The sequence below is a fragment of the Peptoniphilus genitalis genome (assembly GCF_023614525.1).
In the GTDB taxonomy this organism is placed as follows: domain Bacteria; phylum Bacillota; class Clostridia; order Tissierellales; family Peptoniphilaceae; genus Peptoniphilus_A; species Peptoniphilus_A genitalis.
Map to the genome: position 1 here is coordinate 1231988 of NZ_CP097885.1, position 26174 is coordinate 1258161.

28 protein-coding genes are annotated in these 26174 nt (G+C 36.0%); 25 read left to right on the forward strand and 3 right to left on the reverse strand.

Translation table 11 applies throughout. The features are described 5' to 3' along the window. Positions 1-18 precede the first annotated feature (18 nt). On the forward strand, positions 19-6603 hold the full coding sequence (locus M9426_RS05745) for a S8 family serine peptidase (RefSeq protein WP_250341616.1): 6585 nt from the start codon (positions 19-21) through the stop codon (positions 6601-6603). A gap of 299 nt (positions 6604-6902) precedes the next feature. On the opposite strand, the gene M9426_RS05750 is transcribed toward M9426_RS05745, so the two are convergent. After that, entirely contained in the window at positions 6903-8339 is a 1437-nt protein-coding gene (locus M9426_RS05750) for a hypothetical protein (protein ID WP_250341617.1), read from the reverse strand. Between the two features lie 170 nt (positions 8340-8509). Between M9426_RS05750 and M9426_RS05755 the strand changes: the two genes are divergently transcribed. From M9426_RS05755 to M9426_RS09290, 7 genes are all read left to right on the forward strand, one after another. Further along, the gene (locus M9426_RS05755; protein WP_250341618.1) at positions 8510-9922 is read left to right on the forward strand and encodes a D-lactate dehydrogenase; all 1413 of its coding nucleotides are present in this window, start codon (positions 8510-8512) and stop codon (positions 9920-9922) included. A gap of 19 nt (positions 9923-9941) precedes the next feature. Then, the gene (locus M9426_RS05760; protein WP_250341619.1) at positions 9942-11078 is read left to right on the forward strand and encodes an acyl-CoA dehydrogenase family protein; all 1137 of its coding nucleotides are present in this window, start codon (positions 9942-9944) and stop codon (positions 11076-11078) included. Between the two features lie 10 nt (positions 11079-11088). Then, the gene (locus M9426_RS05765; RefSeq protein WP_005957506.1) at positions 11089-11859 is read left to right on the forward strand and encodes an electron transfer flavoprotein subunit beta/FixA family protein; all 771 of its coding nucleotides are present in this window, start codon (positions 11089-11091) and stop codon (positions 11857-11859) included. 12 nt (positions 11860-11871) lie between these two features. Next, positions 11872-12843 (forward strand): electron transfer flavoprotein subunit alpha/FixB family protein, encoded by a 972-nt coding sequence (locus tag M9426_RS05770; protein WP_250341620.1) that lies wholly within the window; start codon positions 11872-11874, stop codon positions 12841-12843. Between the two features lie 10 nt (positions 12844-12853). Continuing rightward, positions 12854-13204, forward strand: coding sequence for a CidA/LrgA family protein (locus M9426_RS05775; protein ID WP_148465114.1), 351 nt, complete (start codon positions 12854-12856; stop codon positions 13202-13204). After that, the gene (locus M9426_RS05780; RefSeq protein WP_060800683.1) at positions 13197-13889 is read left to right on the forward strand and encodes an LrgB family protein; all 693 of its coding nucleotides are present in this window, start codon (positions 13197-13199) and stop codon (positions 13887-13889) included. Before M9426_RS05775 ends, M9426_RS05780 begins: the two co-directional genes overlap by 8 nt. A gap of 372 nt (positions 13890-14261) precedes the next feature. After that, complete coding sequence (locus tag M9426_RS09290; protein WP_256466621.1) at positions 14262-14384, forward strand: hypothetical protein; 123 nt, start codon at positions 14262-14264, stop codon at positions 14382-14384. 85 nt (positions 14385-14469) lie between these two features. On the opposite strand, the gene M9426_RS05785 is transcribed toward M9426_RS09290, so the two are convergent. Both M9426_RS05785 and M9426_RS05790 read right to left on the reverse strand, forming a co-directional pair. Beyond that, the gene (locus M9426_RS05785) at positions 14470-15465 is read right to left on the reverse strand and encodes an electron transfer flavoprotein subunit alpha/FixB family protein (protein ID WP_060800684.1); all 996 of its coding nucleotides are present in this window, start codon (positions 15463-15465) and stop codon (positions 14470-14472) included. 8 nt (positions 15466-15473) lie between these two features. Then, a complete protein-coding gene (locus M9426_RS05790) occupies positions 15474-16271 on the reverse strand; it encodes an electron transfer flavoprotein subunit beta/FixA family protein (protein WP_060800685.1) in 798 nt (265 codons plus the stop codon). A 516-nt stretch (positions 16272-16787) separates the two neighbouring features. Here M9426_RS05790 and ahpC point away from each other — a divergent pair. The 17 genes from ahpC (at position 16788) to M9426_RS05875 (ending at position 26164) form a co-directional block, all read left to right on the forward strand. Further along, positions 16788-17357 (forward strand): alkyl hydroperoxide reductase subunit C, encoded by a 570-nt coding sequence (ahpC, locus tag M9426_RS05795; RefSeq protein WP_005957521.1) that lies wholly within the window; start codon positions 16788-16790, stop codon positions 17355-17357. Next, the gene (gene ahpF, locus M9426_RS05800; RefSeq protein WP_250341621.1) at positions 17357-18880 is read left to right on the forward strand and encodes an alkyl hydroperoxide reductase subunit F; all 1524 of its coding nucleotides are present in this window, start codon (positions 17357-17359) and stop codon (positions 18878-18880) included. The genes ahpC and ahpF overlap by 1 nt, the downstream gene beginning before the upstream one ends. 713 nt (positions 18881-19593) lie before the next feature. Then, positions 19594-19911: a 30S ribosomal protein S10 gene (rpsJ, locus tag M9426_RS05805; RefSeq protein WP_070700276.1), complete on the forward strand. Its 318-nt coding sequence runs from the start codon at positions 19594-19596 to the stop codon at positions 19909-19911. A gap of 58 nt (positions 19912-19969) precedes the next feature. Next, a complete protein-coding gene (gene rplC / locus M9426_RS05810; protein WP_005957434.1) occupies positions 19970-20602 on the forward strand; it encodes a 50S ribosomal protein L3 in 633 nt (210 codons plus the stop codon). A gap of 17 nt (positions 20603-20619) precedes the next feature. Beyond that, complete coding sequence (gene rplD / locus M9426_RS05815) at positions 20620-21243, forward strand: 50S ribosomal protein L4 (RefSeq protein ID WP_005957518.1); 624 nt, start codon at positions 20620-20622, stop codon at positions 21241-21243. Beyond that, positions 21243-21530 (forward strand): 50S ribosomal protein L23, encoded by a 288-nt coding sequence (gene rplW / locus M9426_RS05820; protein WP_005957514.1) that lies wholly within the window; start codon positions 21243-21245, stop codon positions 21528-21530. The genes rplD and rplW overlap by 1 nt, the downstream gene beginning before the upstream one ends. 18 nt (positions 21531-21548) lie before the next feature. Beyond that, positions 21549-22379, forward strand: a complete 831-nt coding sequence (gene rplB / locus M9426_RS05825) for a 50S ribosomal protein L2 (RefSeq protein WP_005957523.1) — start codon at positions 21549-21551, stop codon at positions 22377-22379. Between the two features lie 13 nt (positions 22380-22392). Continuing rightward, positions 22393-22677 (forward strand): 30S ribosomal protein S19, encoded by a 285-nt coding sequence (gene rpsS / locus M9426_RS05830; RefSeq protein WP_005957452.1) that lies wholly within the window; start codon positions 22393-22395, stop codon positions 22675-22677. A gap of 11 nt (positions 22678-22688) precedes the next feature. After that, positions 22689-23024 carry a 50S ribosomal protein L22 gene (gene rplV, locus M9426_RS05835; protein ID WP_005957388.1) on the forward strand — a complete coding sequence of 112 codons (336 nt, stop codon included), beginning with the start codon at positions 22689-22691 and terminating at the stop codon, positions 23022-23024. 11 nt (positions 23025-23035) lie between these two features. After that, a complete protein-coding gene (gene rpsC, locus M9426_RS05840; protein ID WP_060800688.1) occupies positions 23036-23791 on the forward strand; it encodes a 30S ribosomal protein S3 in 756 nt (251 codons plus the stop codon). Between the two features lie 17 nt (positions 23792-23808). Then, positions 23809-24240, forward strand: coding sequence for a 50S ribosomal protein L16 (gene rplP, locus M9426_RS05845; protein ID WP_005957418.1), 432 nt, complete (start codon positions 23809-23811; stop codon positions 24238-24240). Continuing rightward, positions 24230-24436, forward strand: coding sequence for a 50S ribosomal protein L29 (gene rpmC / locus M9426_RS05850; RefSeq protein ID WP_005957439.1), 207 nt, complete (start codon positions 24230-24232; stop codon positions 24434-24436). Before rplP ends, rpmC begins: the two co-directional genes overlap by 11 nt. A gap of 4 nt (positions 24437-24440) precedes the next feature. Next, positions 24441-24695 carry a 30S ribosomal protein S17 gene (gene rpsQ, locus M9426_RS05855; RefSeq protein ID WP_005957504.1) on the forward strand — a complete coding sequence of 85 codons (255 nt, stop codon included), beginning with the start codon at positions 24441-24443 and terminating at the stop codon, positions 24693-24695. Between the two features lie 23 nt (positions 24696-24718). Beyond that, the gene (gene rplN, locus M9426_RS05860) at positions 24719-25087 is read left to right on the forward strand and encodes a 50S ribosomal protein L14 (protein WP_148465119.1); all 369 of its coding nucleotides are present in this window, start codon (positions 24719-24721) and stop codon (positions 25085-25087) included. Between the two features lie 14 nt (positions 25088-25101). Beyond that, complete coding sequence (rplX, locus tag M9426_RS05865) at positions 25102-25410, forward strand: 50S ribosomal protein L24 (RefSeq protein WP_005957468.1); 309 nt, start codon at positions 25102-25104, stop codon at positions 25408-25410. Between the two features lie 11 nt (positions 25411-25421). After that, a complete protein-coding gene (rplE, locus tag M9426_RS05870; RefSeq protein ID WP_062571956.1) occupies positions 25422-25967 on the forward strand; it encodes a 50S ribosomal protein L5 in 546 nt (181 codons plus the stop codon). Positions 25968-25978: 11 nt separating this feature from the next. Beyond that, positions 25979-26164 carry a type Z 30S ribosomal protein S14 gene (locus M9426_RS05875; RefSeq protein WP_005957510.1) on the forward strand — a complete coding sequence of 62 codons (186 nt, stop codon included), beginning with the start codon at positions 25979-25981 and terminating at the stop codon, positions 26162-26164. Positions 26165-26174: the final 10 nt, after the last annotated feature.

The window sequence follows — 26174 nt, forward strand, 5'->3', positions numbered from 1 at the left end:
AAAATATTTGGAGGTAATATGAATAAAAATTTAAAAAGATATTCTTCGTTAGGTTTATCTTTAATTTTTGTAATGAGTTCTTTTAATGGCGTTTTTGCTGAAGGCAATAATATTAATAAGCCTTTAAGCGAGACTGAAAGACTTGTAAGAAGTCAAAAGGAAATGAATTTCAAGAAAAGTAAAATTCTTGAAGAATTTGAAAAAGATGAAACTTGCCTAAAGGTTAAGAGGGAAAAGGTAGTTTACTTTGTAGAGTTTGATGATAAAGCAAATAAGGATCAAGTTATACAAAGTTTAAAAGAAATTAAGGATGTAAAAGTTCTTTATGAATATAATATTTTGTTCAAGGCTGTTTCTGTTGAAGCATATCCCGAAGTGCTTGACAAGTTAAAGAGCATAAAGGGTGTAAAGGATGTTGAAAGGGCTGGCAAGTTAGTTCCTCTTATGGAAAATGCAAGAAAACTTGTTGGTGTCGACAAGGCAAGTGATTATCTAAAAAGTTTAAATGCGATTAATGCAAATCTTGGCAAGAACTATGATGGTAGAGGGATGATTATTGCCAACATTGATACTGGTATGGATGCAAGTCATAAGGCTATGCGTATTGATGAAGATGCTAAAGGTTCTCTAAAGTTAAAAAAGAATGATCTAAAGGGTTCTGATAAGGAGTTTTGGCTTTCTGATAAGGTACCACATTCTTTTAATTACTTAAATGGTGGCAAGATAACAACAGAGAAGTATGATGATGGTTCAGATTATCATGACCCACATGGAATGCACATTGCTGGGATTTTGGCTGCTAATGACAAAGATGAAGATATTAAGGCCCATAAGGGAATAAGGGGTATTGCTCCTAATGCTCAACTTTTTTCTTACAAGATGTATTCAGATGCAAGCGATGGATTTGCTGGTGATGAAACTATGTTTCACGCCTTTGAAGACTGTATAAAACATGATGTTGATGTTATTTCTGTTTCTTCTGGCTTCACGGGAACTGGTTTGGCTGGAGAAAAGTACTGGCAAGCTATTAGGTCTTTGAGAAAGGCTGGAATTCCTATTTGTGTAGCGACAGGTAATTATGCAACTTCATCTTCTAGTTCGTCGTGGGACAGGTATGCGAATAATGCTTTAAAGATGACTGATACTGGCAATGTAACAAGAACTGCTGCTCATGAAGATGCAATAGCCGTTGCTTCTTCTAGAAATACAAAAATTGAATATGAAGGCGTAAATATTGGAGGCAAGGATTTTAGGTATTCACAAATTGGTGCTTTCTTCGATAAGGGAACTTTCAAACAAGATAAGTACAAGTTCATATATTTGGGACAATGCCAAGATGAAGATATTGCTGGTAAGGATCTAAAAGATAAGATTGTTGTAATGGATAGGATCTATACCAAGGACTTAAAATACTCTTTTAAAAAGGTATTTGATAAGGGAGCAAGGGGCGTAGTTGTAGTTAATACAGTTTCCTATTACAACAGAGATGATTGGGAAAATATTCCTGCAATGGGATATGAAGAAGATGAAAATACAAGAGTTCCCGTTTTCTCTGTATCAGGTATGGATGGAAAGTTAATCTGGGATATGATTTGCGGCAGAACTCCTGATGAAAAAGAAGATTTCAAGGCAAAGAACTCTGACTATAGAATTGATATGGAGAAGTATAATTCTAAAAAACCTAAGGTTGGAGAGGAAAAAGAGCTTAGTATAAAATTCTTGGATCATAAGATTGCATGGGAAGATACTAATGTGCCAGCTGGTTCTACTTCTTGGGGTCCTAGAATAGATTTGATGTTAAAGCCAGATGTATCTGCTCCAGGTAAGAATATTTATTCAACTTTGAATAAGATAAATGGTGTTGATACTTATCAATATATGTCGGGAACATCTATGGCGACTCCTGTTGTTTCTGCTTCTACTGTCTTGATTAGGCCAAGGGTGAAGGAGCTTGTCAAGGAACCGGTTATTAAGGCCAGGGGAATTGATATAACTTCTCTTACTAAAATAATGCTTCAGAATACTTCTAGACCAATGATTGATCCAACAACCGATGACGGCAAGGGCAATTATCTATTTGCATCTCCAAGACAACAGGGATCGGGTCTTATTAATGTTGAGAGGGCATTGAAAAATAATTTAATTGTGTCATATAAGGTGGAAGATTCACTTGGAGAAATGAACTCCTATGGAGCAGTTTCTCTTAAAGAAATAAAGTCTGACAAAAAAGACTTTACTATAAATATAGACAATCCTTCTGACAGGGATATTACTGTTAAAGTTTCTTCATCAAAGGTAACTACTGATGGAGAAGTTAATAAGAAAAAATTAGATGAGCAATATAAGGATGAAAAAAGTAAGGATGGTATCCAAAATATTGCAGAGATCCACCCTACAGAAGTTAAGGGAGCAAGTATAAGTTTTGCACAAGATGAAATTACAATTCCTGCAAGGGGTTCTTTTAACTTAGGTGCTACTCTTAATGTTGGAGAGGCAAAGGATAAGGATAAGTTTGTTGAAGCCTTTATTAATTTTGAATCTAAGGAAGAGAAGGAGAATGTAAAAGATCCACAACCTTCACTTTCAATGCCAGTAATGGGCTTTGCAGGAGATTGGAATAAGGAGCCTATTGTAGACAAGTGGGCATGGGAAGATGGTTCTAGATCTAAGGGGATTGTAGGTTATGATGATGAGGGCAATCCAAAAATTCCTGGCACTTTAAACAAGGGCCGTGGTGGTGAACATGGAATAGATTTATTTAAACCAGCTGGTGTAATTCAAAATAGAGAGAATGAAAATAAGACTCTAGACCAAGACCCTGAATTATTTGCTTTTAACAATTCTCAAGATTTTACAATGAGTTCCACAGGTGATAGTAAAATTATTTCTAAAAATGAAATTGACAGGGGACTTACTCCTAGTCCTTTGATATTAAGATCAGCTTCTGATTGCAAAATTTCCATTGTAAATACTATGGATGAAAAGAATCAAAAAGATCTTAAGGTAATTACAGTGGATCATTTTATAAAGGGGATTTTAAATTCGAAGAGAAGTGATGCTAAGGGAATTAAGTCGTCAAAATTAAAAGTCTATGGAGATTTGAGATGGGACGGATTGATTTATAATCCTCATGCAGAAGATGATAAGGGTGCTACAAAATATGTGGAAGGAAAATTTGATCCTATTGCAGAGGGTCAGTACTATTACAAATTCCAATATAGGCTTTCTCCTAAATATCCTTATCAAGTTTCTTATATTCCTGTAAAAATTGATAGGACTCCACCTCAAATTATTAGCTTAAATGCAGATAATCCTGATGAAATGATCTTAAAGGTTAAGGATACCTACCATGTTCAAAATGATCACAGTAAGACTTTATTCCAAAGGGATCAAGAAAAGAATTCAGGTGATTTTAAAGAAACAAATAACAAGGTTTGGTTTGCTGGTGCTGCTTTTGTTAATGAAGATGGAGATATCGAAGAGAATTTAAAGGTAGTAAATACTGGAAAAGTTGACAAGTATGGAAGCTTTGAGATGGACGAGGAAGGAAACTCTGTTTATAAGATTCTTGGAGCAAATAAAAATCTTCTTGGCAAGACTTTAGAGGTGGCTGCACTTGATGGGGCATCAAACTTCACTAATCTTTATAGGGTTAAGTTTGACGATGAAGTTAAGGATGGAAAACTTGCTTATTATTTGGAAGGAAATGAAAATACTAAGCTTGGGGAGATTGATGCATCTAAACTTAAAAATGTAGAAGTTAAAGATGACAAAGAAGATAAGAATGAGAAGGAACTAGAAAAGAATAATAGAGAAAACATTAGTGAAAAGCCTCTAGTAGGTCTTGACGATAACTCTTATGTAAAGCCACTTTCTGAAGAGGATACAAAGAGAATTATAAAACCAAGGGAAGAGAAGGTTGTTAATCAATTTACTGGTCTCGAAAGCACTGACTACGATTATGGTGATATAAATTCAGTAGATGACTATGGTATTCCTCGTAAATATTCTAATGGCGATCCAATGGAGTTTAAGGATAAGGATCTTGCAGCATTAAAAGCTATGGGTTATGTTGGAAAGATTGTACCTGACGAAAGGGGAGGCTTTGACTTAAGTGGATATGTAAAAAATGTATCTCCTGATGCAAAAATTTATTTTAGATCTACAAGAATGAAAAAGACTAATAAGAGAGAAGAACTAAAGAAGGTTCCTGGTTCTTATGATGAAAAAACTCACTCTTTCAAGTTCAATCTATGGGGCAATAAGGATGATGTTGACAACAATAAGGGAACTGACTACAAGGGTGACATTGAATTATATGTAAAAGATGGAAATGAGATAAGCGAGAGTATTTTCCTCAGAATGCCAAAGGAAATAAATGATAGTGTAGAGAAAAAGCAAAAGGCAAAACTTTTAACTTCACAAAAAAGTATTATTGAACTTGGAAAAGCTGAACTAGGTGGCGAGCTTAAAGAGAAAAAGGATGAAAATGGAAAAACTTACTATGAAGTAAAAGATGAACTTAAAATTAGCAAGGGCTATGGAGTAAGGATTATATCCAGAAATCCAGGTAAGACAGGCTTAGACGCTAACTATAGGAAAGATTTCATAAATAATGATGAAGATGTAATGCCTATTGATGCAAATATCAAGGGTCTTGATGGATTTAATGTAGTTAGATATGAAATTTACAAGTTAGATGACAGTGGAAAGCTTAAAGAAGAAAATTTAGTTGAAGAAATGGGCAAGTGTCTTTACATCGATAGGGATGGAGTTCAATTAGACATGGACCAAGATACATTTAATCCTTACAGTGATGGAGAAAAAGGGGAACTTTATGTTAGGAAGAGTCCACATACCCTAAGAGGAAGGATTGGAGATAAGGGTGGCTTCAACTGGCATCTTAGAATAAATGAATCAATGGTAGACCAATATTTAATTTATGGTGATTTGAAATCTGACAACTCAAAGGATTTTGAAGTTACCTTTGATGTTAGGGACAATGATGTAATGGATTGGTCTGCTAAGGACTATAAATTAAATGGTCCACAAAAAGGAATCTTATCACAATATAGGATTTATTTAGATAGTGTCAAACCAGAAATAAAATTGTCTAAAGATGAAATTAGTGAAAATGACATTTTGCTGAAATATAAAGACAAAGCTATTCATCTTAATATCTCTGACAAGAGAGATGGCGACAAAGCAGGACGTGTGGAAAGCAGTAAAATTTATGTAAATGGAAGGGAATTTAATCCTAATGAGTCATTTGAAGCTTATAATAAAGATGGAAAAGTTGAAGTAAGAGTAAGTGCAAGTGACTATGCAAAGAATACAAGTGTAAAAATTTATTCTATTGACCTAGATTCAGATGAAATTAAGGAAGTAGAAAACAAGGATATAAAAGTAAAGATTAATGGAAAAGATCAACTTGTAAAAGAAGGGGAAGATTTTGTACTTCCAGAATATAGTGGAAATGTAGAGGCAAATAAAAAATTCGTTGGCTGGAATGTTAGAGGGGTAACTCAAAAACCGGGACATATATTCTTAACTAAAGAAGACATTGAAATTGAACCAGTATTTGAAGAAGTTATCCAAAAGAAATATAGTGTAACTTTTGAGGCAAATGGAGGAAGTGGAAGGATAGATGGTATTAATGTTGGAGATAAGGAAGAAATAATATTACCAGAAAATACCTTCACTTCACCAAGTGGTAAAGTTTTTGATGGATGGATTGTTTCTGGAAATAAGGATGAGAAGAAGCCAGGAGATAAAATTGAAGTTACTTCAGATATAACTATTACAGCTTCTTGGAAAGATATGGACAAAGAAATATCACATGAAAACAATAAGCCATCTGATGAAACTAGACCGCAAGATAATAATAAGCCATCTGATGAAACTAGACCACAAGATAATAATAAGCCATCTGATAGTTCTTCTGAAAGTGGAAACAACTGGAATACTGGTATTTTTAGAAGGAGAAGTCATGAAAACACAAGTAAGGTTGTTACAGGATCTAATGACAAAAACAAAAGTAGAAGTATCTTCTCATCTTATAATTCGTATCCAAAGGATATTGAAAATCACTGGGCAAAGAAGGCTATTATCTCTGCAGTGGAAAAAAATTATTTTAAAGATATAGCTGACTTAGATAACTTTATGCCAGAAAAAAGTCTAACAAGGGCTGAGTTTGTAACTATACTTGGCAGGCTTGCAAATGTAGATGCAAGTAAGTATAAGGACAAGGTCTTTAACGATATCGATGGAAGTAAGTACTATTCACCATATATTGATTGGGCTTATAAAAATAAAATTGCAAGTGGATTTGGCGATGGTAAATTTATGCCAGACAAGGAACTTTCAAGAGAAGAAATGTGTGCCTTTTTATCAAGATTTAACAAGGTGCATAAGATAAATAATAAAGAAGAAAATATTAATATTAGTTTCAAAGATGAAAAGAATATTTCAAATTGGTCTAAGGAATCTGTAAAAGAAATGGTTAGACTAGGTCTAATCAAGGGAATGGATGATGGAAAATTCATGCCAAAAGAAAAATTAACAAGGGCACAAATTGCTCAAGTAGTATTTGGGATTAAGTAAAAGATCAAAATAAAAAAAATATGAGGCTCGAGAAATCGAGTCTCTTATTTTATTACTTAATAGGAATAAAATAAGTTAAAAAAATATGATTATTTCGGATTTGGGAATAAGAAATTTGATCAAGTCTTAGGGAAGAAAAAAGGCTATGAGTTTTCATAGCCTTTCTTAGTATGTTTTCGATTTGGTTAGTTAATTTTGGTAAATTTTATAGAGTGTTTTTAGATTTTTTAATAATTTCTTTTTAATTAATTCCTGCGTGCTAATTCTAAATAAATAATTGATAAATTCTTCCCACTGGCCTAGGCCTTATGGGACATTTTTTTGAATACGTGAACGTATTTATGGAAGAGCTTCTCTAGGTCGTCGACTTGGTACTTCTGACTGAAGTCTGAGTCCATGATTTCTTCCAGACTGTGGTGGATCTTGTTGTGGATTTTGACGTCGGTCACTATAGATGTGGAAGTGAGGTCGCCATCGTCGTTAATCTTCTTGAAGAACATGTTGTTTTCGTTGATGAAAAAGTTGAACTTGTCGAGGCCCATAGCTTGGAGAGGCCTGTTGTCTTTTATAATATAAAAGTTTATGTTGTTGTTCTTCTTCATAACTGAAATGATGTTGTTCAAGTGGGCTTGAATCTCCTCAGTGGAAAGCTTGGCTCTTAGGGAGCAGTAGAAGATTTCTCCTGTCTCAAAGTATTTTAAGAGTCCTGTCCTCGTTGCCAAGAAGTTGATCTCTGCATCTGCAAAGAGTTCTTCCCAAAGGAGTTTGATGCCCTGGACTTCCTTCTTCTTGAAGTCCTTGTCCTTGTCGATTTCGTTTATTATCCTGTCGATTATGGGGTTAGGTAGAAGAAATTCAAAGCCGTAGTTAGATAGGAAGAGAAACTCGTTGTCGGAATAGAAGTACTTCCTGTAGTTGGACTTTGCCAATTCTTCTGACTGGGAAAGAGCTATTACCTTGTTGAGTCCCTTGAAAAGTCCCATGATATAGGAGGAGATTTCAAAGAGTGTGTCAAGTTCTTCTCCATGGGTTAGGAGGGAGAAGTCTTCTTCTTGCCTAAGGATAAGGTAGGCAGTTTCTCTTATTAAGATAATGTCGTAGCCAATGCCTGGGTCCTCGTAGAGCTCAATGTTGATGCCTGAGTTGTCGGTTATTTTCTTTAGAATGTCCAACTTGTCTAGGTTCTTTTTCTTGCAAAGGAGGTGGAGGTTAAATTCCACGTCCTTATTTAAATTTTTACCTATTTGCATGAGGACTTGGGCGAAGTGACTATTGATGTCAAAAGTTGCCCAGATGTCAACTTTTTTCTTTTTCCCAATTATTTTCTCCAAGGTTTCTCTTAGGTCCTTGTCTATGGAAGAGTTCTTGAAGATGAAATTTGTATTTGAGACTGTCTCCATGGGGAGGTCTTGGTTGGAGTCCATGTAGGCTTCGTTTAAGAGTTTATAGATCAAGACTTCTAGACCTTTTCTTGAATCGCTCTTCAAGACGTCCTTGTTGTTGATCTTGAAGGCAGTGAAGAAGTCGTCCACCTTGTCTTCTTCTATGATGACTTTGGCAAATAGGGAGGAGAGTTTTCTATTTATGGTGTAGATGTTCTTAGATGAGGGTAACTTTCTCCCGCTATTCCACTTGCTTATGTAGGATATGTCATAACCCAAGCTAAAGGCAATGGTGGATAGTTTTGTATTTGTTAGGTCTATTAAAGTTTTAAAAGCTTGCCTGTATTGCCACATAATATCTCCTCAATCTCTCATAAATACAAGATAATTATATTAGTTACTTGAATAAAAGTCAAATAATTGAGGAATAATTCAAGATTTTTCAAGAGGGAAAACAATTTTTTTTATCTGGTCCATTATATAATAAAGACAATAATATTTTTAATGAATTATTGGAGGGAAAAATGGTAAATTATAACGCTGTTACAGACAATGTGATAGAAGAAATTAAAAATGCTGTATCAGGCAAAGTTTATGTTGGTGAAGAGATTAACATCGACTTCTTCCACGATGAAATGCCTATTTACGGTGAAGGACAACCTGAATTAGTTGTTGATGCAACTAACGCTGAAGAAATTGCTAAGGTTGTAAAAATTTGTAACGACAACAAGATTCCTGTAGTTCCAAGAGGTGCAGGTACTGGTCTTACTGGTGCTGGTGTTTCTAGACACGGTGGAGTTATGATTAACATGCAATCAATGAACAAGATTCTTGATTATGATGAAGAAAACATGGTTGTTAGAGTTGAACCTGGTGTTCTATTAAACGACCTTGCTGAAGACTGCCTATCTAAAGGCTACATGTACCCACCTGATCCAGGTGAAAAGTTTGCTACTTTAGGAGGAAACGTAGCAACTAACGCTGGTGGTATGAGAGCTGTTAAGTACGGTACTACTAGAAACTATGTACGTTCTATGGAAGTTGTTACTCCAACTGGTGAAATCACTACTTTTGGTGCAACTGTTTCTAAGACTTCTACTGGTTACTCTCTAAAGGACCTTATGATTGGTTCTGAAGGTACTCTTGGTATTATCACTGAGCTTACTCTTAAGATTATCCCAGCTCCAAAGGAAACTATGTCTTTAATCGTTCCTTACGAAGATCTTGACACTTGTATTTCTACTGTTCCACAATTATTTAAGGCTAACTTAAATCCTCAAGCAATTGAGTTCATGGAAAAAGAAATTGTTAATATGTCAGAAATCTACATTGGAAAGTCAACTTTCCCTAAGGAATTAGAAGGAATTGATATTGGTGCTTACCTTCTTATCACTTTTGATGATGAAGATGAAGATGCACTTAACGATATTGTTGAACAAGCTGCTGAAGTTCTTATGGAAGCTGGAGCAATTGACATCCTAGTTGCTGACACTCCAAACAAGATGAAGGAAGCTTGGGCTGCTAGATCTTCTTTCCTAGAAGCTATTGAATCTCAAACTAAGCTTCTTGACGAATGTGACGTTGTAGTTCCAATTAACATGATTGCTAAGTATGTACACTATGTTAACGAAAGAGCTAAGGACTTCCCATTTGAAGTTAAGTCTTTCGGTCACGCTGGTGATGGTAACCTACACATTTACACTTGCTCAAACGATATGGAAAAAGAAGAATTCGTTAAGCAAGTTGATGTATTCATGAACGACATCTACAAGAAGGCTTATGAATTTGGTGGACAAATTTCTGGTGAACACGGAATCGGATTTGGTAAAAAGACATTCCTACACGAATTTGAAGGCGCAGTTAACACTGAGCTAATGAGAGGAATCAAGAAAGTATTCGATCCAAACTTAATTCTTAACCCAGATAAAGTTGTTTAATAGAAGGAGATTTTAATTAATGTCATATTTAATTTCAGAAGAAGCACAGGACTTACTTTTAGATATTAGAAATTTTTGTGAAAAAGAAGTTGTAGAAGTTTGTAAAGAAGCAGATAGAACTGGCGAATTCCCAGAAGAACTTTATGAAAAGGCAAAGGAACAAGGTTACTTTGCCCTTGAAGTTCCTGAAGAATTAGGTGGACCTGGTCTTTCTAGGGTTGATGTAGCTGCCCTATTCGAAGAAATGGCTAAGGCTGATGCTGGTTTTGCAACTACTATCTCTGCTTCAGGTCTTGGTATGAAACCAGTTCTTATTGCTGGAAACCAAGAACAAAAAGAATATATTGCTGACGTAACACTTGAAGGCGGACTTGGTGCTTTCTGTCTAACTGAACCAGGTGCTGGTTCTGATGCTAGTGCAGGAACTACTACTGCTGTAAGAGATGGTGATGAATACGTATTAAACGGAAGAAAATGCTTCATCACTAACGGTGCAGTTGCTTCTTACTACTGTATTACTGCAGCTACAGACAAGTCTCAAGGTGTTAGAGGACTTTCAATGTTCCTAGTACCTGCTGGAACTCCAGGTCTAAGTGCTGGTAAGGAAGAAGACAAGATGGGAATTAGAACTTCAAACACAACTGACGTTGTTCTTGAAGATTGTAGAATTCCTGCTAAGAACCTTATTGGCCAAGAAGGACAAGGCTTCTCTATAGCAATGAAGACTCTTGACCAAGCTAGAGCTTGGATGGGTTGTATTGCTGTTGGTATTGCTCAAAGAGGAATCAACGAAGCTAAAAGATATACAACTGAAAGAATCCAATTTGGTAAACAAATTAACAAGAACCAAGCTATCCAATTTAAATTAGCTGACATGGACATTCAAACAGAAGTTGCAAGACAAATGGTTGCTAACGCTCTTACTAGAATGGACATGGGACTAACTTACAATAGAGAATCTGCAATTGCTAAGTGCTTTGCTTCTGATATAGCTATGAGAGTTGCTGAAGATGCTATCCAATTATTTGGTGGATATGGATACTCAAGAGAATATCCTGTTGAAAAGCTTCTAAGAGATGCTAAGATCTTCCAAATCTTTGAAGGTACTAACGAAGTTTTAAGAATAGTTGTTGCTAATAATTTATTGAGAGGTTAAGGATTAAATAATGAACATTCTAGTATTTATAAAAGAAGTGCCTGATGATTCAGTAGCAGTTTCTGTCCAAGGGGACAGAGCTGCTATCTCTGATATCACGCCTGTTGTTAATGCTTTCGACACTTACTCCCTTGAAATGGCTGTAAGACTTAAGGAAGCTAATGAAGAAAGTCAAGTAGTTGTAGTTTCTATAGGAAATGAAGAGGTTAAGAACTCTCTTAAAAACTGTCTAGCAGTTGGTGCTGACAAGGCTTACTTAGTTAAGAATGATGATTATAGAAAGCTTGATGCTAAAGCTATAACAGAAATTCTTATGGGAGCAAAGGAAAAATTAGAAGCAGAACTTGGTGCTTTTGATGTAATTTGCTTCGGTAAAGAAACTACAGATGCAGAAGCTTCACAAGTTGGAGTTTACTTTGCAAATAAGTCTGATCTTGGTGTTGTTACATCTGTTATCGCAATGGAAAAAGATGGCGACAAGCTTGTTACTAAGCAAGAAATCGATGGTGGTTATAGATTAGTTGAAACTATTCTTCCATCTGTTGTAACTATTGCTAAACCAGACTATGAGCCAAGATACCCTACTATAAAATCTAAGATGGCTGCAAGAAGACAAAAGATTGATGACTTTGAAGTAGAAGCAACTTCTAGCCCAATCCTTGAAGAAGTTAAGGACTTCGAACCTAAGAAGAGGGAAGCTGGAGTTAAGATCCAAGAAGAAGAAGTTGAAGATACTGTAGCTAAGGCTATTAGCCTAATGTTAGAACAAAAGGTTTTATAATAGGAGGAAAAGATGAAAAATATATTAACTTATATAGAAATTAAAGACGCTGCTCCTATTAAACTTTCTTTAGAGTCTCTTTCTAAGGCAAGTGAACTTGCTAAGGAAAAGGGCGGCAAGTCTCTTGCTCTTATTGCTTTTGAACTTGCTGATGGAGAATTAGCTAAAATAAAGGCTGCTGGAGCAGAAGAAATTGTACTTGTAAAAAGAGAAGCCTACAACATGGAAGACTTCGCAAATATTATTGTTGAAGTTTCTAAAAAATATGACTGTGAAGACATATTTATCCCAGGAACTCTTGATGGCAAGGACCTAGCTCCATATGCTGCTGCAAGTCTTGACACAGTTTCTATTACTAACGTAATGGACATCAAGTTCGAAGGTGAAGATGTTATTTATGTAACTCCTTCTTACGGTGCAACTGTTTTAACTGAATCAAAAATTGAAAAGGCTCCAAGAATTGCTGTTGTAAGAGCAGGATCCTTTGACAAGAAAGATGACCTTAATGGTGCAGGAAATCTTGTAGAAGAAAACATTGATGAAGTTAAGGACCTAAAGGCTATTATCAAGGATATTGTTACTTCAAACGAAGGACTAATTAACCTTGAAGATGCTCCAATTATTGTAACTTGTGGTAGAGGTGCATCATCTGATGAAATCTTCCCACTTGTTAAAGAACTAGCTGACGTTTTTGGCGCACCAATTTCAGGAACAAGACCTGTTATTGATGATGGTGTACTTCCAAAGGCTTCACAAATTGGTCAATCAGGTAAGATTGTTGCTCCAGCTCTATACATCGGTTGTGGTGTAAGTGGTGCTGTTCAACACGTTTCTGGTATTGAAAACTCAAACTTTATCGTAGCTATTAACAAGGACGAAGATGCTCCTATCTTTAACATAGCTGATATTGGAATTGTTGGAGATTGTAAGCAAGTTCTTCCATTATTAATTGAAGAAGTTAAAAAAATAAAAGCTAACGCTTAATAGGTGGCCTATGAATTATTTAAAGGAATTTGTCATACTCTGTGTGTGTTTAATGCTTGGGGTTGTGACAAGACACTTGATAAACTTCCCAATACCTGAGGCAGTTTATGGGATGATCTATCTCTTTATTGCTTTCTCAGTGGGAATTATAAAGCCAGACGATGTTAAAAAGACATCCAATGGTATCCTTCATAACCTAGCTATTCTTTTCGTGCCAGCTGGTGTTGGTATTATCAATAGTTATGATGAAATCAGAGGCAAGGCAGGCCTACTTGTGGTACTAGTTATTATTGGTACTGCAGTTACTATGGGCCTAACTGGCAAGATTATAGAATTGCTTCAAAGGAGGAAAGATGTTTAGTAATAAATATTTTGGTATCATCCTTACTTTTGCAACTTTTGAAATTGGTAAGATGATTAGTAATAAATTAAAGACTCCTTTGGCAAACCCTCTTTTAATATCCATTGCTCTATGTATATTATTTTTAAAGGTAACTGGTATTCCTTATGAGGATTACAAGCAAGGTGGAGACTTCATTATGTTCTTTATCGCACCTGCTACAGTTGCCATGGTAGTTGATTTGTACGAAAACCTTCCAGAACTTAAGAAAAACTTAATCCCAATCTTATCTGGAACAATTTTAGGTTCTGCTATTGCTGTCTTCTTTGTTATTTTCGCTTCAAGCTTCCTAGGCATTGACGAAAATCTTGTGGTTTCTTCAACTCCACAATCAATCACAACAGCAATTGCAATTTCTCTTTCTGAAGAGTATGGTGGAGCTTCCGCTATAACTGCAGTTCTTGTAGTTATTAGAGGAGTTACTGGAGCAGTAATCGCTCCCCTTGTTATGAAACTCTTTAGGATCAAGGACCCAACTGCACAAGGAGTTGCCATTGGTACTTCTTCCCACGCTGTTGGTACTTCTGAAGCGAGAAAGCTTGGAGAAATCCAAGGAGCTATGAGTGGACTTTCTATTGCAGTGGCAGGTCTTGTGACTGTAATCCTAATGCCAGTTGCAATGAAAGTTATAGAGATGTTATTTTGATTTAAATAAATATAAGTAAAGAATACGTATATAAAGGCCTATTGTCTCCCTCAATAGGTCCTTTTTAATGATAAGAAAAACAGAGACGAGTCTCTGTTTTTCTGGTTTTGTGGTGAGAATAAAGGAACACAGATTTTTGACAAGCAAAAATCTGCGGGCAGACTTATCAAAATTTCTTACAGAAATTTGATCAAGTCTCAGCCAATGCGAGCGTCAGCGAAGCATGAGCTGATGAAAAATCTTATCCAGCGAAGGAAGACGATGCGACCGAATAGTGAGAAATGCCCGGTGAGTCGGATATCTTGATATAGACAAAAAAATAAATTTAAGTTTTATGGATTTATAGACGGGAAAATCTGTAGGAGGGAGATTATGGAAAATAAGTCGGCAATAATAATTGCAATTTCAATAATAATTGCTAGCATTATTATAGGGCTATGCATATTTAAAGGGTTAGGTTTGGTATCTGGAGCTATTATGGTGTCACAATATTAAGTAATCTTAAAATTAGTCATTAAAAAAGCTTGGTGAGAGTAAAATTTCACCAAGCTTTTTAAGTTAAATTATTTTATCTGTAGTTTTATCTTCTGTTTTTTATTGCTTCGATTAGTCCAGGAACTACGTTAAATAAATCGTCAACAATTCCGTAGTGAGCTGTCTTGAAGATGGCAGCGTCTGGGTCGTTGTTGATGGCTATTATTGTTGTGGAATCTTCCATTCCCTTAGTGTGTTGGATTGCTCCTGATAGTCCAAGGGCAATGTAAAGGTCTGGTCTTACTTGAACTCCAGTTACACCAACTTGTAGGTCCTTGTCACACCAACCAAGGTCTGTTACAGCCTTAGTTGCTCCAACTGCACCGCCAAGTGCTTCTGCAAGTTCTTCTACTAGGTGCCAGTTTTCTGGTCCACCAAGTCCTCTACCACCAGATACAACAACTTTTGCATTCATTAGCTTATCAAGAAGTGGATTGATTTCTTCTTCTTCAAAGCTTATGAATTTTGTCTTGACATCATCAGCTGTGATATTGGCATCTTCTTTTATTACTTCAGCTTCTCTTCCTTCTTCGAAAGGAGCTTCAACGAAGGCGCCTCTACCAATTGTAGCCATCATAGCTTCAGAAAGGATTCTTATGTCACACAATAATTTTCCATCGAAGGATGGTCTGATCCACTTTATGTCTTCCTTGCCTTCAGTTAGTTCAAGGTTAGAACAGTCGGCAACAAGTCCAAGACCTCTATTTGCTGAAACCCTACCTGCAAGGTCACGTCCATCGTGTGATGCTGGAAGCATAACTATTGCTGGATCGTATTTATCCATTAGACCTTCTAGGACTTTGGCATAGGCCATTGTGTTGTAATTTTCTAAAAGTTCATCAGATACTTGGATTACCTTGTCAGCTCCAAGATTGCCTGATAATTTTACCTTGACATCGTTCTTGTAGCCAATTTCTACTGCTACAAGTTCTCTATCTAATTCATCAGAAAGTTCTCTTGCTACAGACATCATTTCTTTAGTTATAAGTGAAAGTGAGCCTTCTGAAGTTTCATTTATTACCCAAATATTTCCTTTTTTCATATTATCACCTACACTAACACTTTTGAGTCTTCGATTATCTTAATAATTGCTTCTATATTCTTGTCAGCAGAACCTTCGTCAATTATCCTGCCTGTTTCATTCTTGTCTGGAGCAGAAAGGTCTTTTACCACTGTAAGGGAACCCTTTTGTCCAATCTTATCAAGGTCAAGGCCAAGTTTTTCTGCAGTTAGGTCGTGGATTTCTTTTTCTTTTGCAATACTAGATCTCTTTAGGGCAAACTTTGAAGGTTTGTTAACTGAACCCTTTAGGGCAGATGCCACGAAAGGTGTCTTTAAGGAAACTGTTTCAGTTCCGTCAGCAGTCTTTCTCTTAACTTCAAATTCGCCACCCTTGTAATTGATGTCGGAGATGTAAGTCACTTGGTTCATGCTAAGTCTTTCTGCAATTTGTGGACCAACTTGTCCAGTGTCTCCGTCCATTGTTTGGTCGCCAGTGAAGATGATGTCATAGTCACCAATGTGTTTAATAGCTTCTGATAGGGCATAAGATGTTGCAAAAGTGTCAGAACCCTTGAACTCTAGGCCTTCTAATAAGTAGGCTTCTTCTGCTCCCATTTGAATACACTCACGTAGATATTTGTCTGAATCTGGTGGTCCCATAGTTAGGACGTCAATTTGTACATCTTCTTCCACTTGTTCTGTGACATTAAGTGCAAATTTTAAACCGCAAAGGTCTGATGGGTTAATAACGGTTTTAATTCCATCTCTCTTTAGGTTTTTTGTTTCTGGATCGATTTTTGCATTTGTAGTGTCAGGAACAATTTTCATTAGTAATAATATTTTCATAGTTCCTCCTAAATTTTATTCCATATATCTATATAATACCCCAAAAGGGGGAAAGTATTAATAAAAATTTTAATAATTGATAAAAATAATCAAAAATTTTTAAGGTTTATATTTATGGAATTTTGTAGTTTCTAATGGTCTGATATTTTTGCATAAGCTTATTAGTTTGCAGGGGATAAGAATTTATTTAAACTTCATCAAGGTCTGTAAGCTTATAGTTTTTAATAAGCTCATTAACTTTTATAAGTTTATAATTTCTTTCGACTCCATAAACATTAGCAAGTTTATAATTTTTTACAACTACATAAACTTCAACAAGCTTTTAATTTTTTGTGGCTTCACAAGCTTTTACTAACTCATAAACTCTTACAGAGTAATTAATTTCTACAAACTCATATGATTTTGCAAAGTCATTAAACTAATTATCTTAATAAACTTAAAAGAGGATAATTTTTCGGGGTATATTTAATACTGAAAGTTGTTATCAAATAAAAATTTAAATATAAGGAGGACAATATGTCACAAATAGGAAAGAAAATACCTGAGTTTAAAACTATGGGCTATGCGCCTAGCAAGGAAGAGTTTGTAGAAGTTTCTAATAAGGACTTTGAAGGCAAGTGGACAGTTCTAATGTTTTACCCTGCTGACTTCACTTTCGTATGTCCAACTGAGCTTGAAGATATGCAAGAGCAATATGGAAAGCTAAAGGAACTTGGGGCAGAAGTTTACTCAATGTCAACTGATACTCACTTCGTTCACAAGGCTTGGCACGATCACTCTGAAGCTATTAGCAAGCTTGAGTTCACAATGCTTGCTGATCCTCACAAGTCTATTGCAAGAGACTTTGATGTTCTTGATGAAGAAGCTGGTCTTGCACAAAGGGCAACTTTTATCATTGATCCAGATGGAGTTATTCAAACTCTAGAAATCAATGCAGATGGAATTGGACGTGACGCAAGTCAAGTTTACGACAAGATTCGTGCAGGTCAATTTGTAAGAAACAATCCTGGTCAAGTTTGTCCAGCAAAATGGAAACAATCAGGAGAAACTTTAACTCCAGGCCTAGACCTAGTTGGTAAGATTTAATGTTAGACCAAAATTTAAAAAATCAGGTTAAGGGATATTTACAACTTCTCGAGAGAGAGGTTGTAATTTCTATTAGCCTTGATGATTCAGAAAATTCTAAAAAGTTAAGGGACTTTGTTGATGAAGTAGTAAGCCTTACAGACAAGATTAAAGTAGAGGAAGCTGACTTAAAGTTTAAGCCAAGCTTTAGCCTTTCCTCTGGGTCTGTAAGTGGAGTTACTTTTGCTGGACTTCCTCTAGGCCATGAGTTCGAGTCCTTTATCCTTGCTCTCTTACAAGTTGGAGGTCGTCCTCCAAAGATTGATGACAAGACTAGGGAGAGGATAGAAGCCTTTGATGAGGAAATGGAATTTGAAACTATGGTGAGTCTATCTTGCCACAATTGTCCTGAAGTTGTTCAAGCTTTAAACATTATGGCAGTTTTAAATCCAAAGATTAGGCACACAATGGTTGATGGGTCTGTTTTCACAGACTATGTTGAGGACCTTGGGGTCTTGGCAGTTCCAACAACTTATCTAAACTCTGAAGTTTTTAACAATGGAAAGGCTTCTTTAGATGAAATCTTAAACAAGATTAGTCATGAGGAAGTGGACTTAAAGCTAGAAGAAAAACCTGTCTTTGACAGTCTTGTTATTGGCGGCGGTCCTGGTGGGGCAACAGCTGCCATCTATGGAGCGAGAAAGGGAATAAAAGTTGGACTTGTAGCTGAAGAATTTGGCGGCCAAGTTAAGGAAACTCTTTCAATAGAAAACATCACTGGTATTGAGTACACAGAGGGACCAAAGTACATGGATGATGTGAAGGTTCATCTGGATAAGTACAAGGTTGATATTATTGAAGGCGCATGTGTCACTGGCATAGAAGAAGGCAATCCTTTAAAAGTTATTACTAATAAGGGAGAGCTCTTTGCCAAGACTGTAATAATTGCAACTGGTGCCAAGTGGAGGCTAATTGGAATTCCTGGAGAGATAGAATTTAGGAACAAGGGCGTTGCCTACTGCACTCACTGTGACGGACCACTCTTTAAGGGCAAAAAGGTAACAGTAATCGGTGGAGGTAACTCTGGTATAGAAGCTGCAATTGATCTTGCCAGCCTTGCCAAGGAAGTTCTAGTCCTAGAATTCTTGCCAGAATTAAAGGCTGACAAGGTTCTTCAAGACAAGCTAAGGGAATTTAAAAATGTAAGAATAGTTACTAATGCAGAGACCCAAGCCTTGACTGGAGAAAAAGTTTTGGAAAAGATTTCTTACAAGGACAGGATAAGTGGCGAAGTTATAGAAGAAAAGACTGAAGGTTGCTTTATCCAAGTTGGACTTGTGCCAATGACTGAGTGGGTAGACTTTGTGGAAAAAAATTCTCGTGGAGAAATTATTGTAGATGAGTTTGGGGCTACAAGCCTTGAAGGAGTTTACGGAGCAGGGGACTGCACTAACTCAGCCTTTAAGCAAATTGTCATAGCAGAAGGATCTGGAGCAACAGCTGCCCTAGGTGCCTACAATTATCTAATGACTAAGTCCAAGTGATCTTATTAAAATAGTAAAACTTATAAAAAATTAGTAATAAAAAGTGTATGAAAAGTATGGTGGTCTGCCATACTTTTTTTAATTCTTTCTATGATATGGGGTCCTGCATAAGATTGTATAATCAAAAATTTTTGCGATTTGAAAAAAAATTAAAACTTGTGGAAAATTTTTATGTCTACTCAGAAAAAAATTATTTTACTAATTTAGGTTAAAAAATAAAAAAAATAAAAGCCTATATAATAGGAAGAAATTTTTTATAAGCAATTAAATCTTAGAAAAAAATAATTAAAAAAATAATTTATTAATAAATAGGAAGAAAATTAAAAATATTTTTATAAAAATAGATAAAGCCTTGCAAATATAAGACTTTTAGACTATATTAAAGGGAGTGTCTATAAATTTAGATGCAAAAAATAAGAGCAAAAATATTCTTAATAAAAAATCTGAAGAAATTCAAAAAAACCTGTAAATATCCTTTACAAGTGGGATTTTTTATTATATAATATTTGAGCGTTTAAAAAGAATGTTGCGATGAAGTCATAAGTTGCTTGAGATTTTGTTGAAAAAAAGGGGTTTCAAGGTAATTATGACAGAGAAGTCCAAGCTGGACTTGGGCGTGGGTTATTTTTTTCAAATGTGCCCTGTTTACACACCAGGGTGCGTGTATCGATAACCCCATTCGCAAGTAAGGCTTTAGCGAATAGGAGGTAAATATGTCTAACAAAGGCAAACAAAAAATCAGAATTAAACTTAAAGCTTATGATCACGAACTACTTGACAATTCAGCACTAAGAATTGTTGATGCTGCTAAGAAGAGCGGTGCAGAAGTATCTGGACCAATTCCTCTTCCAACTGAAAAGGAAATCATCACAATTATAAGAGCTGTACACAAGTACAAGTATTCAAGAGAACAATTTGAGCAAAGAACTCACAAGCGTCTAATTGATATATTAAACCCTACACAAAAAACTGTAGATTCACTTATGAAGTTAAATCTACCAGCTGGTGTAGATATTGAAATTAAACTTTAAAACTTTGCTTTATATGACTTCTAAATAGAAGTCCGCTGTAAATATTAGGAGGTGCAACATGAAATATTTAGTAGGTAAAAAAATTGGCATGACCCAAATTTTTGATGAAGAGGGTATTGTCACTCCTGTCTCAGTTATTGAAGTAGAACCAAATGTTGTTGTGCAAAAGAAAACAATTGAAAGTGATGGATATAACGCTATCCAAGTTGCAACACAAGAGGTTAAAGAAAGAAGATTAAACAAACCTGAGAAGGGACATTTAGACAAAGCTGGTGTAGGATATAGAAAACATCTTTCAGAATTCAGAACTGATGATGTAGAATCTTACAACTTAGGCGATGAAATAAAAGTAGATTTATTTGAAGTTGGAGAACACGTTGATGTTGTTGGAACTTCAAAGGGTAAAGGAACTGCTGGTATTATCAAACGTCACAACTTCGGTCGTGGTAGAGAAACTCACGGTTCTAAATTCCACAGAATGCCAGGTGGTATGGGAGCTGCTTCTTATCCAGGAAAAGTTTGGAAAAACCACAGAATGGCTGGAAAAATGGGTAACGAAAGAGTTACTGTACAAAACTTAGAAATCGTAAGAATAGATACAGATAAAAATTTAATTTTAGTTAAGGGTGCTATTCCAGGACCTAAGAAGGGAACTGTTAGAATTAAAAGCACTGTTAAAATGACTAAATAAGATAGGGAGGTTAAGAAATGCCTAAAATTCAAATGATTGACATTAAGGGAAATCCTGTTGAAGAAGTCGAACTAAGTGAAGGGCTATTTGCTGCTCCTGTTAGCACTCATGCTGTTTATTTAGTTGTTAAAAATATTTTAGCTAACAAAAGACAAGGTACTCACTCTGCTAAGACACGTGCTGAAGTTCGTGGAGGCGGAAGAAAACCTTGGAGACAAAAGGGAACTGGTCGTGCAAGACAAGGTTCTATTAGATCACCTCAATGGAGAGGCGGTGGAGTTGTTTTCGCTAAGAAACCAAGAGATTACTCTTACACAACTCCTAAGAAGACTAGAAGAGTTGCTCTTAAGTCAGTTCTTACTAGCAAGTTACAAGATGGCGAAATGATTCTTGTAGATTCTATCCAAATGGAAGAAGCAAAGACAAAAGTTTTTGCTAACATCTTAAAGAATATTGGTGCTGGTAAAAAGGCGCTTGTAGTTGTTAATGACGACGAAAAAGATGTTCAAAGAGCAGCAAGAAACATCGCTGGTGTTAAAACATCAAGAGCTACAGACATTAACGTATACGACTTATTAAAGTACGATAACCTTGTTATCACAAAGTCTGCACTTGATGTTGTTGAGGAGGTTTTTAACTGATGAATAAATTTGACGTTATAAAAAGACCTTTAGTCACTGAACAAAGTATGGACATGATGGCAGAAAACAAATACACTTTTGAAGTTGTTAAAACTGCTACAAAACCTGAAATCAGAGAAGCTGTTGAAGAAATCTTCGGCGTTAAGGTTGAAAAAGTATATACAATGAATATGCGTGGTAAACTTAAAAGACAAGGAGTTCATCAAGGAAGACGTCCTTCATGGAAAAAGGCTATAGTTAAGCTTACTGATGACTCAGAGCCGATAGAATTTTTTGATTCTATCTGATAGTAGGAGGTATTAATAATGGCGATTAGAGGATTTAAACCTACAACTCCTTCCCGTAGAAAAATGACAGTTGCTACATTTGAAGAGATTACTAAGACAACACCTGAAAAATCCCTTGTAACAACTATCAACAAGACTGCCGGTAGAAATGCTCACGGTAGAATTACTAGTAGACATAGAGGCGGCGGAGTTAAAAGAAAATACAGAATTATAGATTTAAAGAGAGATAAAGACAATATTCCTGCAAGAGTAGCAGCTATTGAATACGATCCATATAGAACAGCTTACATTGCTCTTCTAAACTATGCTGATGGTGAAAAAAGATACATCATCCAACCAAATGGTTTAAAGGTAGGAGACGTAGTTGAATCTGGATCAGATGCAGATATTAAAGTTGGTAACACACTAAGACTTGCTGACATTCCAGTTGGTACAACAGTACACAACATCGAAATGACTCCAGGTAAGGGTGGACAAATTGCAAGATCTGCTGGATCATCTGCACAACTTATGGCTAAAGAAGGAAAGTTCGCTCAACTTAGACTTCCTTCAGGTGAATTTAGATTAATAGACCTAAGATGCAAGGCAACTATTGGACAAGTTGGAAATATTTCTCACGAACTTATCACTTTAGGTAAGGCAGGTAAGAGCAGATATCTTGGAAAGAGACCTCACGTAAGAGGATCTGCAATGAACCCTGTTGATCACCCTCATGGTGGTGGGGAAGGTAGAACTCCAATTGGTAGACCTTCACCAATGACTCCTTGGGGCAAGAAAGCTCTAGGACTTAAGACTAGAAAGAAATCTAAAAAATCTGACATGTATATTGTAAGAAGAAGAACTAAGTAATCGGAGGGTATTAATGAGTAGATCAATAAAAAAAGGACCATTTGCTGATGAACACCTTCTAAAGAAGGTTGACGAGCTTAATGATAAGAACGAACACAAAGTAATAAAAACTTGGTCTCGTCGCTCAACTATTTTCCCTGAATTTGTTTCTCACACAATTGCTGTTCACGACGGCAGAAAACATGTGCCAGTATATATTACTGAAGACATGGTAGGACATAAATTAGGTGAATTTGTTCCAACAAGAACATATAGAGGCCACGGCGGCAAGAGCGAAAAGAGTACAACACTTAAGTAAGGAGGGTTATAATGCAAGCACAAGCAATTGCTAAATATGTAAGAATATCACCTCTAAAGGTGAACTATATTTGCGCAGAAATACGCGGAAAAAGCGTTGATGAAGCCCTCTCTATTTTAAAGTTTACTAATAAAAGAGGAGCTCATGAACTATATAAGGTACTACATTCAGCTGTAGCTAACGCTGAAAACAACCTTAACCTAGACAGAGGAGATCTTTATGTTAAAAAGGCTTACGCAAACGAAGGCCCAACAATGAAGAGATTCCGTCCTAAGGCTAAAGGTATGGCTTATCCAATTTTAAAGAGATCAAGTCACATTGGCGTTGTAGTAGCAGAAAGAGAGTAAGGAGGTAGAGAATGGGTCAAAAAGTAAACCCACATGGACTTCGTGTTGGAGTAATCAAAGATTGGGATTCAAAATGGTACGCAGATAAGAAAAATTTTGCCGATCTTTTAGTTGAAGACAACAATATTAGAAATTACGTTAAGAAAAAACTTTATGCTGCAGGTATCTCTAAAATCGAAATCGAAAGAGCTGCTAATAGAGTTAAAGTTTCTATTCATACAGCAAAACCAGGCATGGTAATTGGCCGTGGTGGTGCTGGTGTCGAAGAACTAAGAACTGAAATTGAAAAACTTACAGATAAATCTGTTGTAATAAATGTAGAAGAAATTAAAAACCCAGACCTAGATGCACAAATCGTTGCTGAAGGTATTGCTGAAGCTCTTGAAAGAAGAGTTGCATTTAGACGTGCTATGAAACAAGCAATCCAAAGAACTATGCGTCAAGGAGCACTTGGTATTAAAACTTCTGTTGCAGGTCGTCTTGGCGGTGCTGACATGGCAAGAACTGAAGGATATTCTGAAGGAACTATTCCTCTACAAACTTTAAGAGCTGACATTGACTACGGTTTTGCTGAAGCTGATACAACTTACGGAAAACTAGGCGTTAAAGTTTGGTTATACAAGGGTGAAGTTCTTCCTGAAATCGAAGATGAAAGAGGAAGAAAACCTAGAGATAATAGAGATAACAGAAATCGCAAGAGACGCGATAACAGAAACAATAATTTCAATAGAAATAATAGAAGAGACAATAAAAATAAAGAGTCTTAAAGAAGGGGGGAATAGTCATGTTGATGCCTAAGAGAGTAAAATATCGTAAAGTTCACAGAGGCAGAATGAAGGGCAAGGCTATGCGTGGTAATGAGCTTGCATACGGCGAATATGGTATAAAAGCTTTAGAACCTTGTTGGATAACTTCAAATCAAATAGAAGCGGCACGTCGTGCTATGACAAGATATATTCGTAGAGGTGGAAATATCTGGATTAAGATTTTCCCAGACAAACCTGTTACAGAAAAGCCTGCTGAAACTCGTATGGGTTCCGGTAAAGGTGCGCCAGAATACTGGGTAGCAGTTGTTAAACCAGGTAGAGTTTTATTTGAAATGGGTGGTGTTTCAGAAGAAGTTGCAAGAGAAGCTATGAGACTTGCATCCATGAAACTCCCTATTAAAACAAAATTCGTTATGAAAGATAAGGATGGTGACTCAAATGAAGGCTAATGAAATCCGCAAGATGTCTAGCGAAGATTTAAATAACAAAGTTAATGAACTTAAAAATGAACTTTTTAATTTGAGATTCAGATTGGCAACTGGCCAACTTGACAATCCATCAAGTATTAAAAATGTTAAAAGAGATATAGCAAGAGTAAAAACGATCATTAGAGAACGTGAACTTGAAGTTGGAAAGGAGGCTTAATCTCATGGAAAGAAATTCAAGAAAAACTATAACAGGAATTGTTGTAAGCGATAAGATGGATAAGACTATTGTAGTTCAAACTGAGACTTTAAAGACTCATCCAATCTATAAGAAGAGATTTAAGAAGTCTACTAATTTCAAGGCTCATGATGAAAATAATGAATGTGGTATTGGTGATCGCGTAAGAGTTATGGAAACTAGACCACTAAGTAAAGATAAAAGATGGAGACTTGTAGAAATTATTGAAAAGGCTCAATAATTTTAGCTTGAAAGGAGAATAACATGATTCAACAAGAAACAAGATTGCGTGTTGCTGACAATTCAGGTGCAAGAGAACTATCTGTTGTTAAAGTCCTTGGTGGTACTAATAGAAGAACAGCAAGCATTGGTGATATTGTAGTATGTTCTGTTAAGCATGCAACACCCGGTGGCGTTGTCAAAAAAGGTTCTGTTGTAAAAGCAGTTATTGTTAGAACAAACAAGGGAATCAGCAGAAAAGACGGATCTTACATCAAATTTGACGATAACGCAGCTGTTGTAATAAAAGATGATAGAAGCCCTGTTGGGACTCGTATTTTTGGACCTGTAACTAGAGAACTTAGAGCTGGAAACTTTATGAAGATTATATCTCTAGCTCCGGAAGTACTATAATTTGGAGGTGTAATATGAGAATTAAAAAAGATGACATCGTAAAAGTTATAGCCGGAAAAGATAAAGGCAAGACTGGTAAAGTCCTAAGAACAATTCCTAAGAAAGACTTAGTTGTTGTAGAAAAAGTTAATGTTGTAACTAAACACATGAAACCAAAGGGACCTCAAGCACCAGGTGGAATTGAAAAAATGGAAGCGCCAATTCACGTATCTAACGTAATGTACTTTGACAGTGCATCAGGCAAGGCTACTAGAGTTGGTTATAAATTTGAAGACGGAAAAAAAGTTAGATTTGCAAAATCTAGCGGAAAGACAATTAAGTAGGGGGTAGAATAATGACTTCAAGATTACAAGAAAAATATAAGACAGAAGTTGTGGGCCACCTAATGGAACGCTTCAATTATAAAAGCGTTATGGAAGTACCGAAACTTGAAAAGATCACTATTAACATTGGTCTTGGCGAAGCTAAAGATAACCACAAGGCTCTAGAAGCAGCTGTTGAAGACCTAACTATTATTTCAGGTCAAAAGGCGCTTGTTACTAAGGCAAGAAAATCTATAGCTAACTTTAAACTTCGTGAAGGTCAAAATGTTGGTGTTAAGGTAACTCTAAGAGGCGATAGAATGTACGATTTCTTAGATAAGCTTATGAACGTTGCTCTTCCAAGAGTAAGAGACTTTAGAGGTGTTAAGCCAACTGCATTTGACGGCAGAGGTAACTATGCACTAGGTCTTAAAGAACAACTTATCTTCCCAGAAATCGAATACGATAAAGTAGACACTATTAGAGGTATGGACATCAATATAGTAACTACAGCTAAAACTGATGAAGAAGCTAAAGAATTCCTAGACAAAATGGGAATGCCTTTTGCTAAGGCTTAAGGAGGTACAAAGTGGCTAAAAAATCAATGATTGCTAAACAAAAGAGGAAACAAAAGTATTCTTCTCGTGAATATACAAGATGTAAAATTTGTGGAAGACCACATTCAGTTTTACAAAAATATGGAATATGTAGAATTTGCTTTAGAGAACTTGCGTATAAAGGACAAATCCCTGGCGTAAGAAAAGCTAGCTGGTAATAAGCCTTAG

Bases quoted from the DNA above. Each gene is read 5' to 3' on its own strand.
- M9426_RS05745 (WP_250341616.1), top strand. From the start codon at position 19: ATGAATAAAAATTTAAAAAGATATTCTTCGTTAGGTTTATCTTTAATT.
- M9426_RS05750 (WP_250341617.1), bottom strand. From the start codon at position 8,339: ATGTGGCAATACAGGCAAGCTTTTAAAACTTTAATAGACCTAACAAAT.
- M9426_RS05755 (WP_250341618.1), top strand. From the start codon at position 8,510: ATGGTAAATTATAACGCTGTTACAGACAATGTGATAGAAGAAATTAAA.
- M9426_RS05760 (WP_250341619.1), top strand. From the start codon at position 9,942: ATGTCATATTTAATTTCAGAAGAAGCACAGGACTTACTTTTAGATATT.
- M9426_RS05765 (WP_005957506.1), top strand. From the start codon at position 11,089: ATGAACATTCTAGTATTTATAAAAGAAGTGCCTGATGATTCAGTAGCA.
- M9426_RS05770 (WP_250341620.1), top strand. From the start codon at position 11,872: ATGAAAAATATATTAACTTATATAGAAATTAAAGACGCTGCTCCTATT.
- M9426_RS05775 (WP_148465114.1), top strand. From the start codon at position 12,854: ATGAATTATTTAAAGGAATTTGTCATACTCTGTGTGTGTTTAATGCTT.
- M9426_RS05780 (WP_060800683.1), top strand. From the start codon at position 13,197: ATGTTTAGTAATAAATATTTTGGTATCATCCTTACTTTTGCAACTTTT.
- M9426_RS09290 (WP_256466621.1), top strand. From the start codon at position 14,262: ATGGAAAATAAGTCGGCAATAATAATTGCAATTTCAATAATAATTGCT.
- M9426_RS05785 (WP_060800684.1), bottom strand. From the start codon at position 15,465: ATGAAAAAAGGAAATATTTGGGTAATAAATGAAACTTCAGAAGGCTCA.
- M9426_RS05790 (WP_060800685.1), bottom strand. From the start codon at position 16,271: ATGAAAATATTATTACTAATGAAAATTGTTCCTGACACTACAAATGCA.
- ahpC (WP_005957521.1), top strand. From the start codon at position 16,788: ATGTCACAAATAGGAAAGAAAATACCTGAGTTTAAAACTATGGGCTAT.
- ahpF (WP_250341621.1), top strand. From the start codon at position 17,357: ATGTTAGACCAAAATTTAAAAAATCAGGTTAAGGGATATTTACAACTT.
- rpsJ (WP_070700276.1), top strand. From the start codon at position 19,594: ATGTCTAACAAAGGCAAACAAAAAATCAGAATTAAACTTAAAGCTTAT.
- rplC (WP_005957434.1), top strand. From the start codon at position 19,970: ATGAAATATTTAGTAGGTAAAAAAATTGGCATGACCCAAATTTTTGAT.
- rplD (WP_005957518.1), top strand. From the start codon at position 20,620: ATGCCTAAAATTCAAATGATTGACATTAAGGGAAATCCTGTTGAAGAA.
- rplW (WP_005957514.1), top strand. From the start codon at position 21,243: ATGAATAAATTTGACGTTATAAAAAGACCTTTAGTCACTGAACAAAGT.
- rplB (WP_005957523.1), top strand. From the start codon at position 21,549: ATGGCGATTAGAGGATTTAAACCTACAACTCCTTCCCGTAGAAAAATG.
- rpsS (WP_005957452.1), top strand. From the start codon at position 22,393: ATGAGTAGATCAATAAAAAAAGGACCATTTGCTGATGAACACCTTCTA.
- rplV (WP_005957388.1), top strand. From the start codon at position 22,689: ATGCAAGCACAAGCAATTGCTAAATATGTAAGAATATCACCTCTAAAG.
- rpsC (WP_060800688.1), top strand. From the start codon at position 23,036: ATGGGTCAAAAAGTAAACCCACATGGACTTCGTGTTGGAGTAATCAAA.
- rplP (WP_005957418.1), top strand. From the start codon at position 23,809: ATGTTGATGCCTAAGAGAGTAAAATATCGTAAAGTTCACAGAGGCAGA.
- rpmC (WP_005957439.1), top strand. From the start codon at position 24,230: ATGAAGGCTAATGAAATCCGCAAGATGTCTAGCGAAGATTTAAATAAC.
- rpsQ (WP_005957504.1), top strand. From the start codon at position 24,441: ATGGAAAGAAATTCAAGAAAAACTATAACAGGAATTGTTGTAAGCGAT.
- rplN (WP_148465119.1), top strand. From the start codon at position 24,719: ATGATTCAACAAGAAACAAGATTGCGTGTTGCTGACAATTCAGGTGCA.
- rplX (WP_005957468.1), top strand. From the start codon at position 25,102: ATGAGAATTAAAAAAGATGACATCGTAAAAGTTATAGCCGGAAAAGAT.
- rplE (WP_062571956.1), top strand. From the start codon at position 25,422: ATGACTTCAAGATTACAAGAAAAATATAAGACAGAAGTTGTGGGCCAC.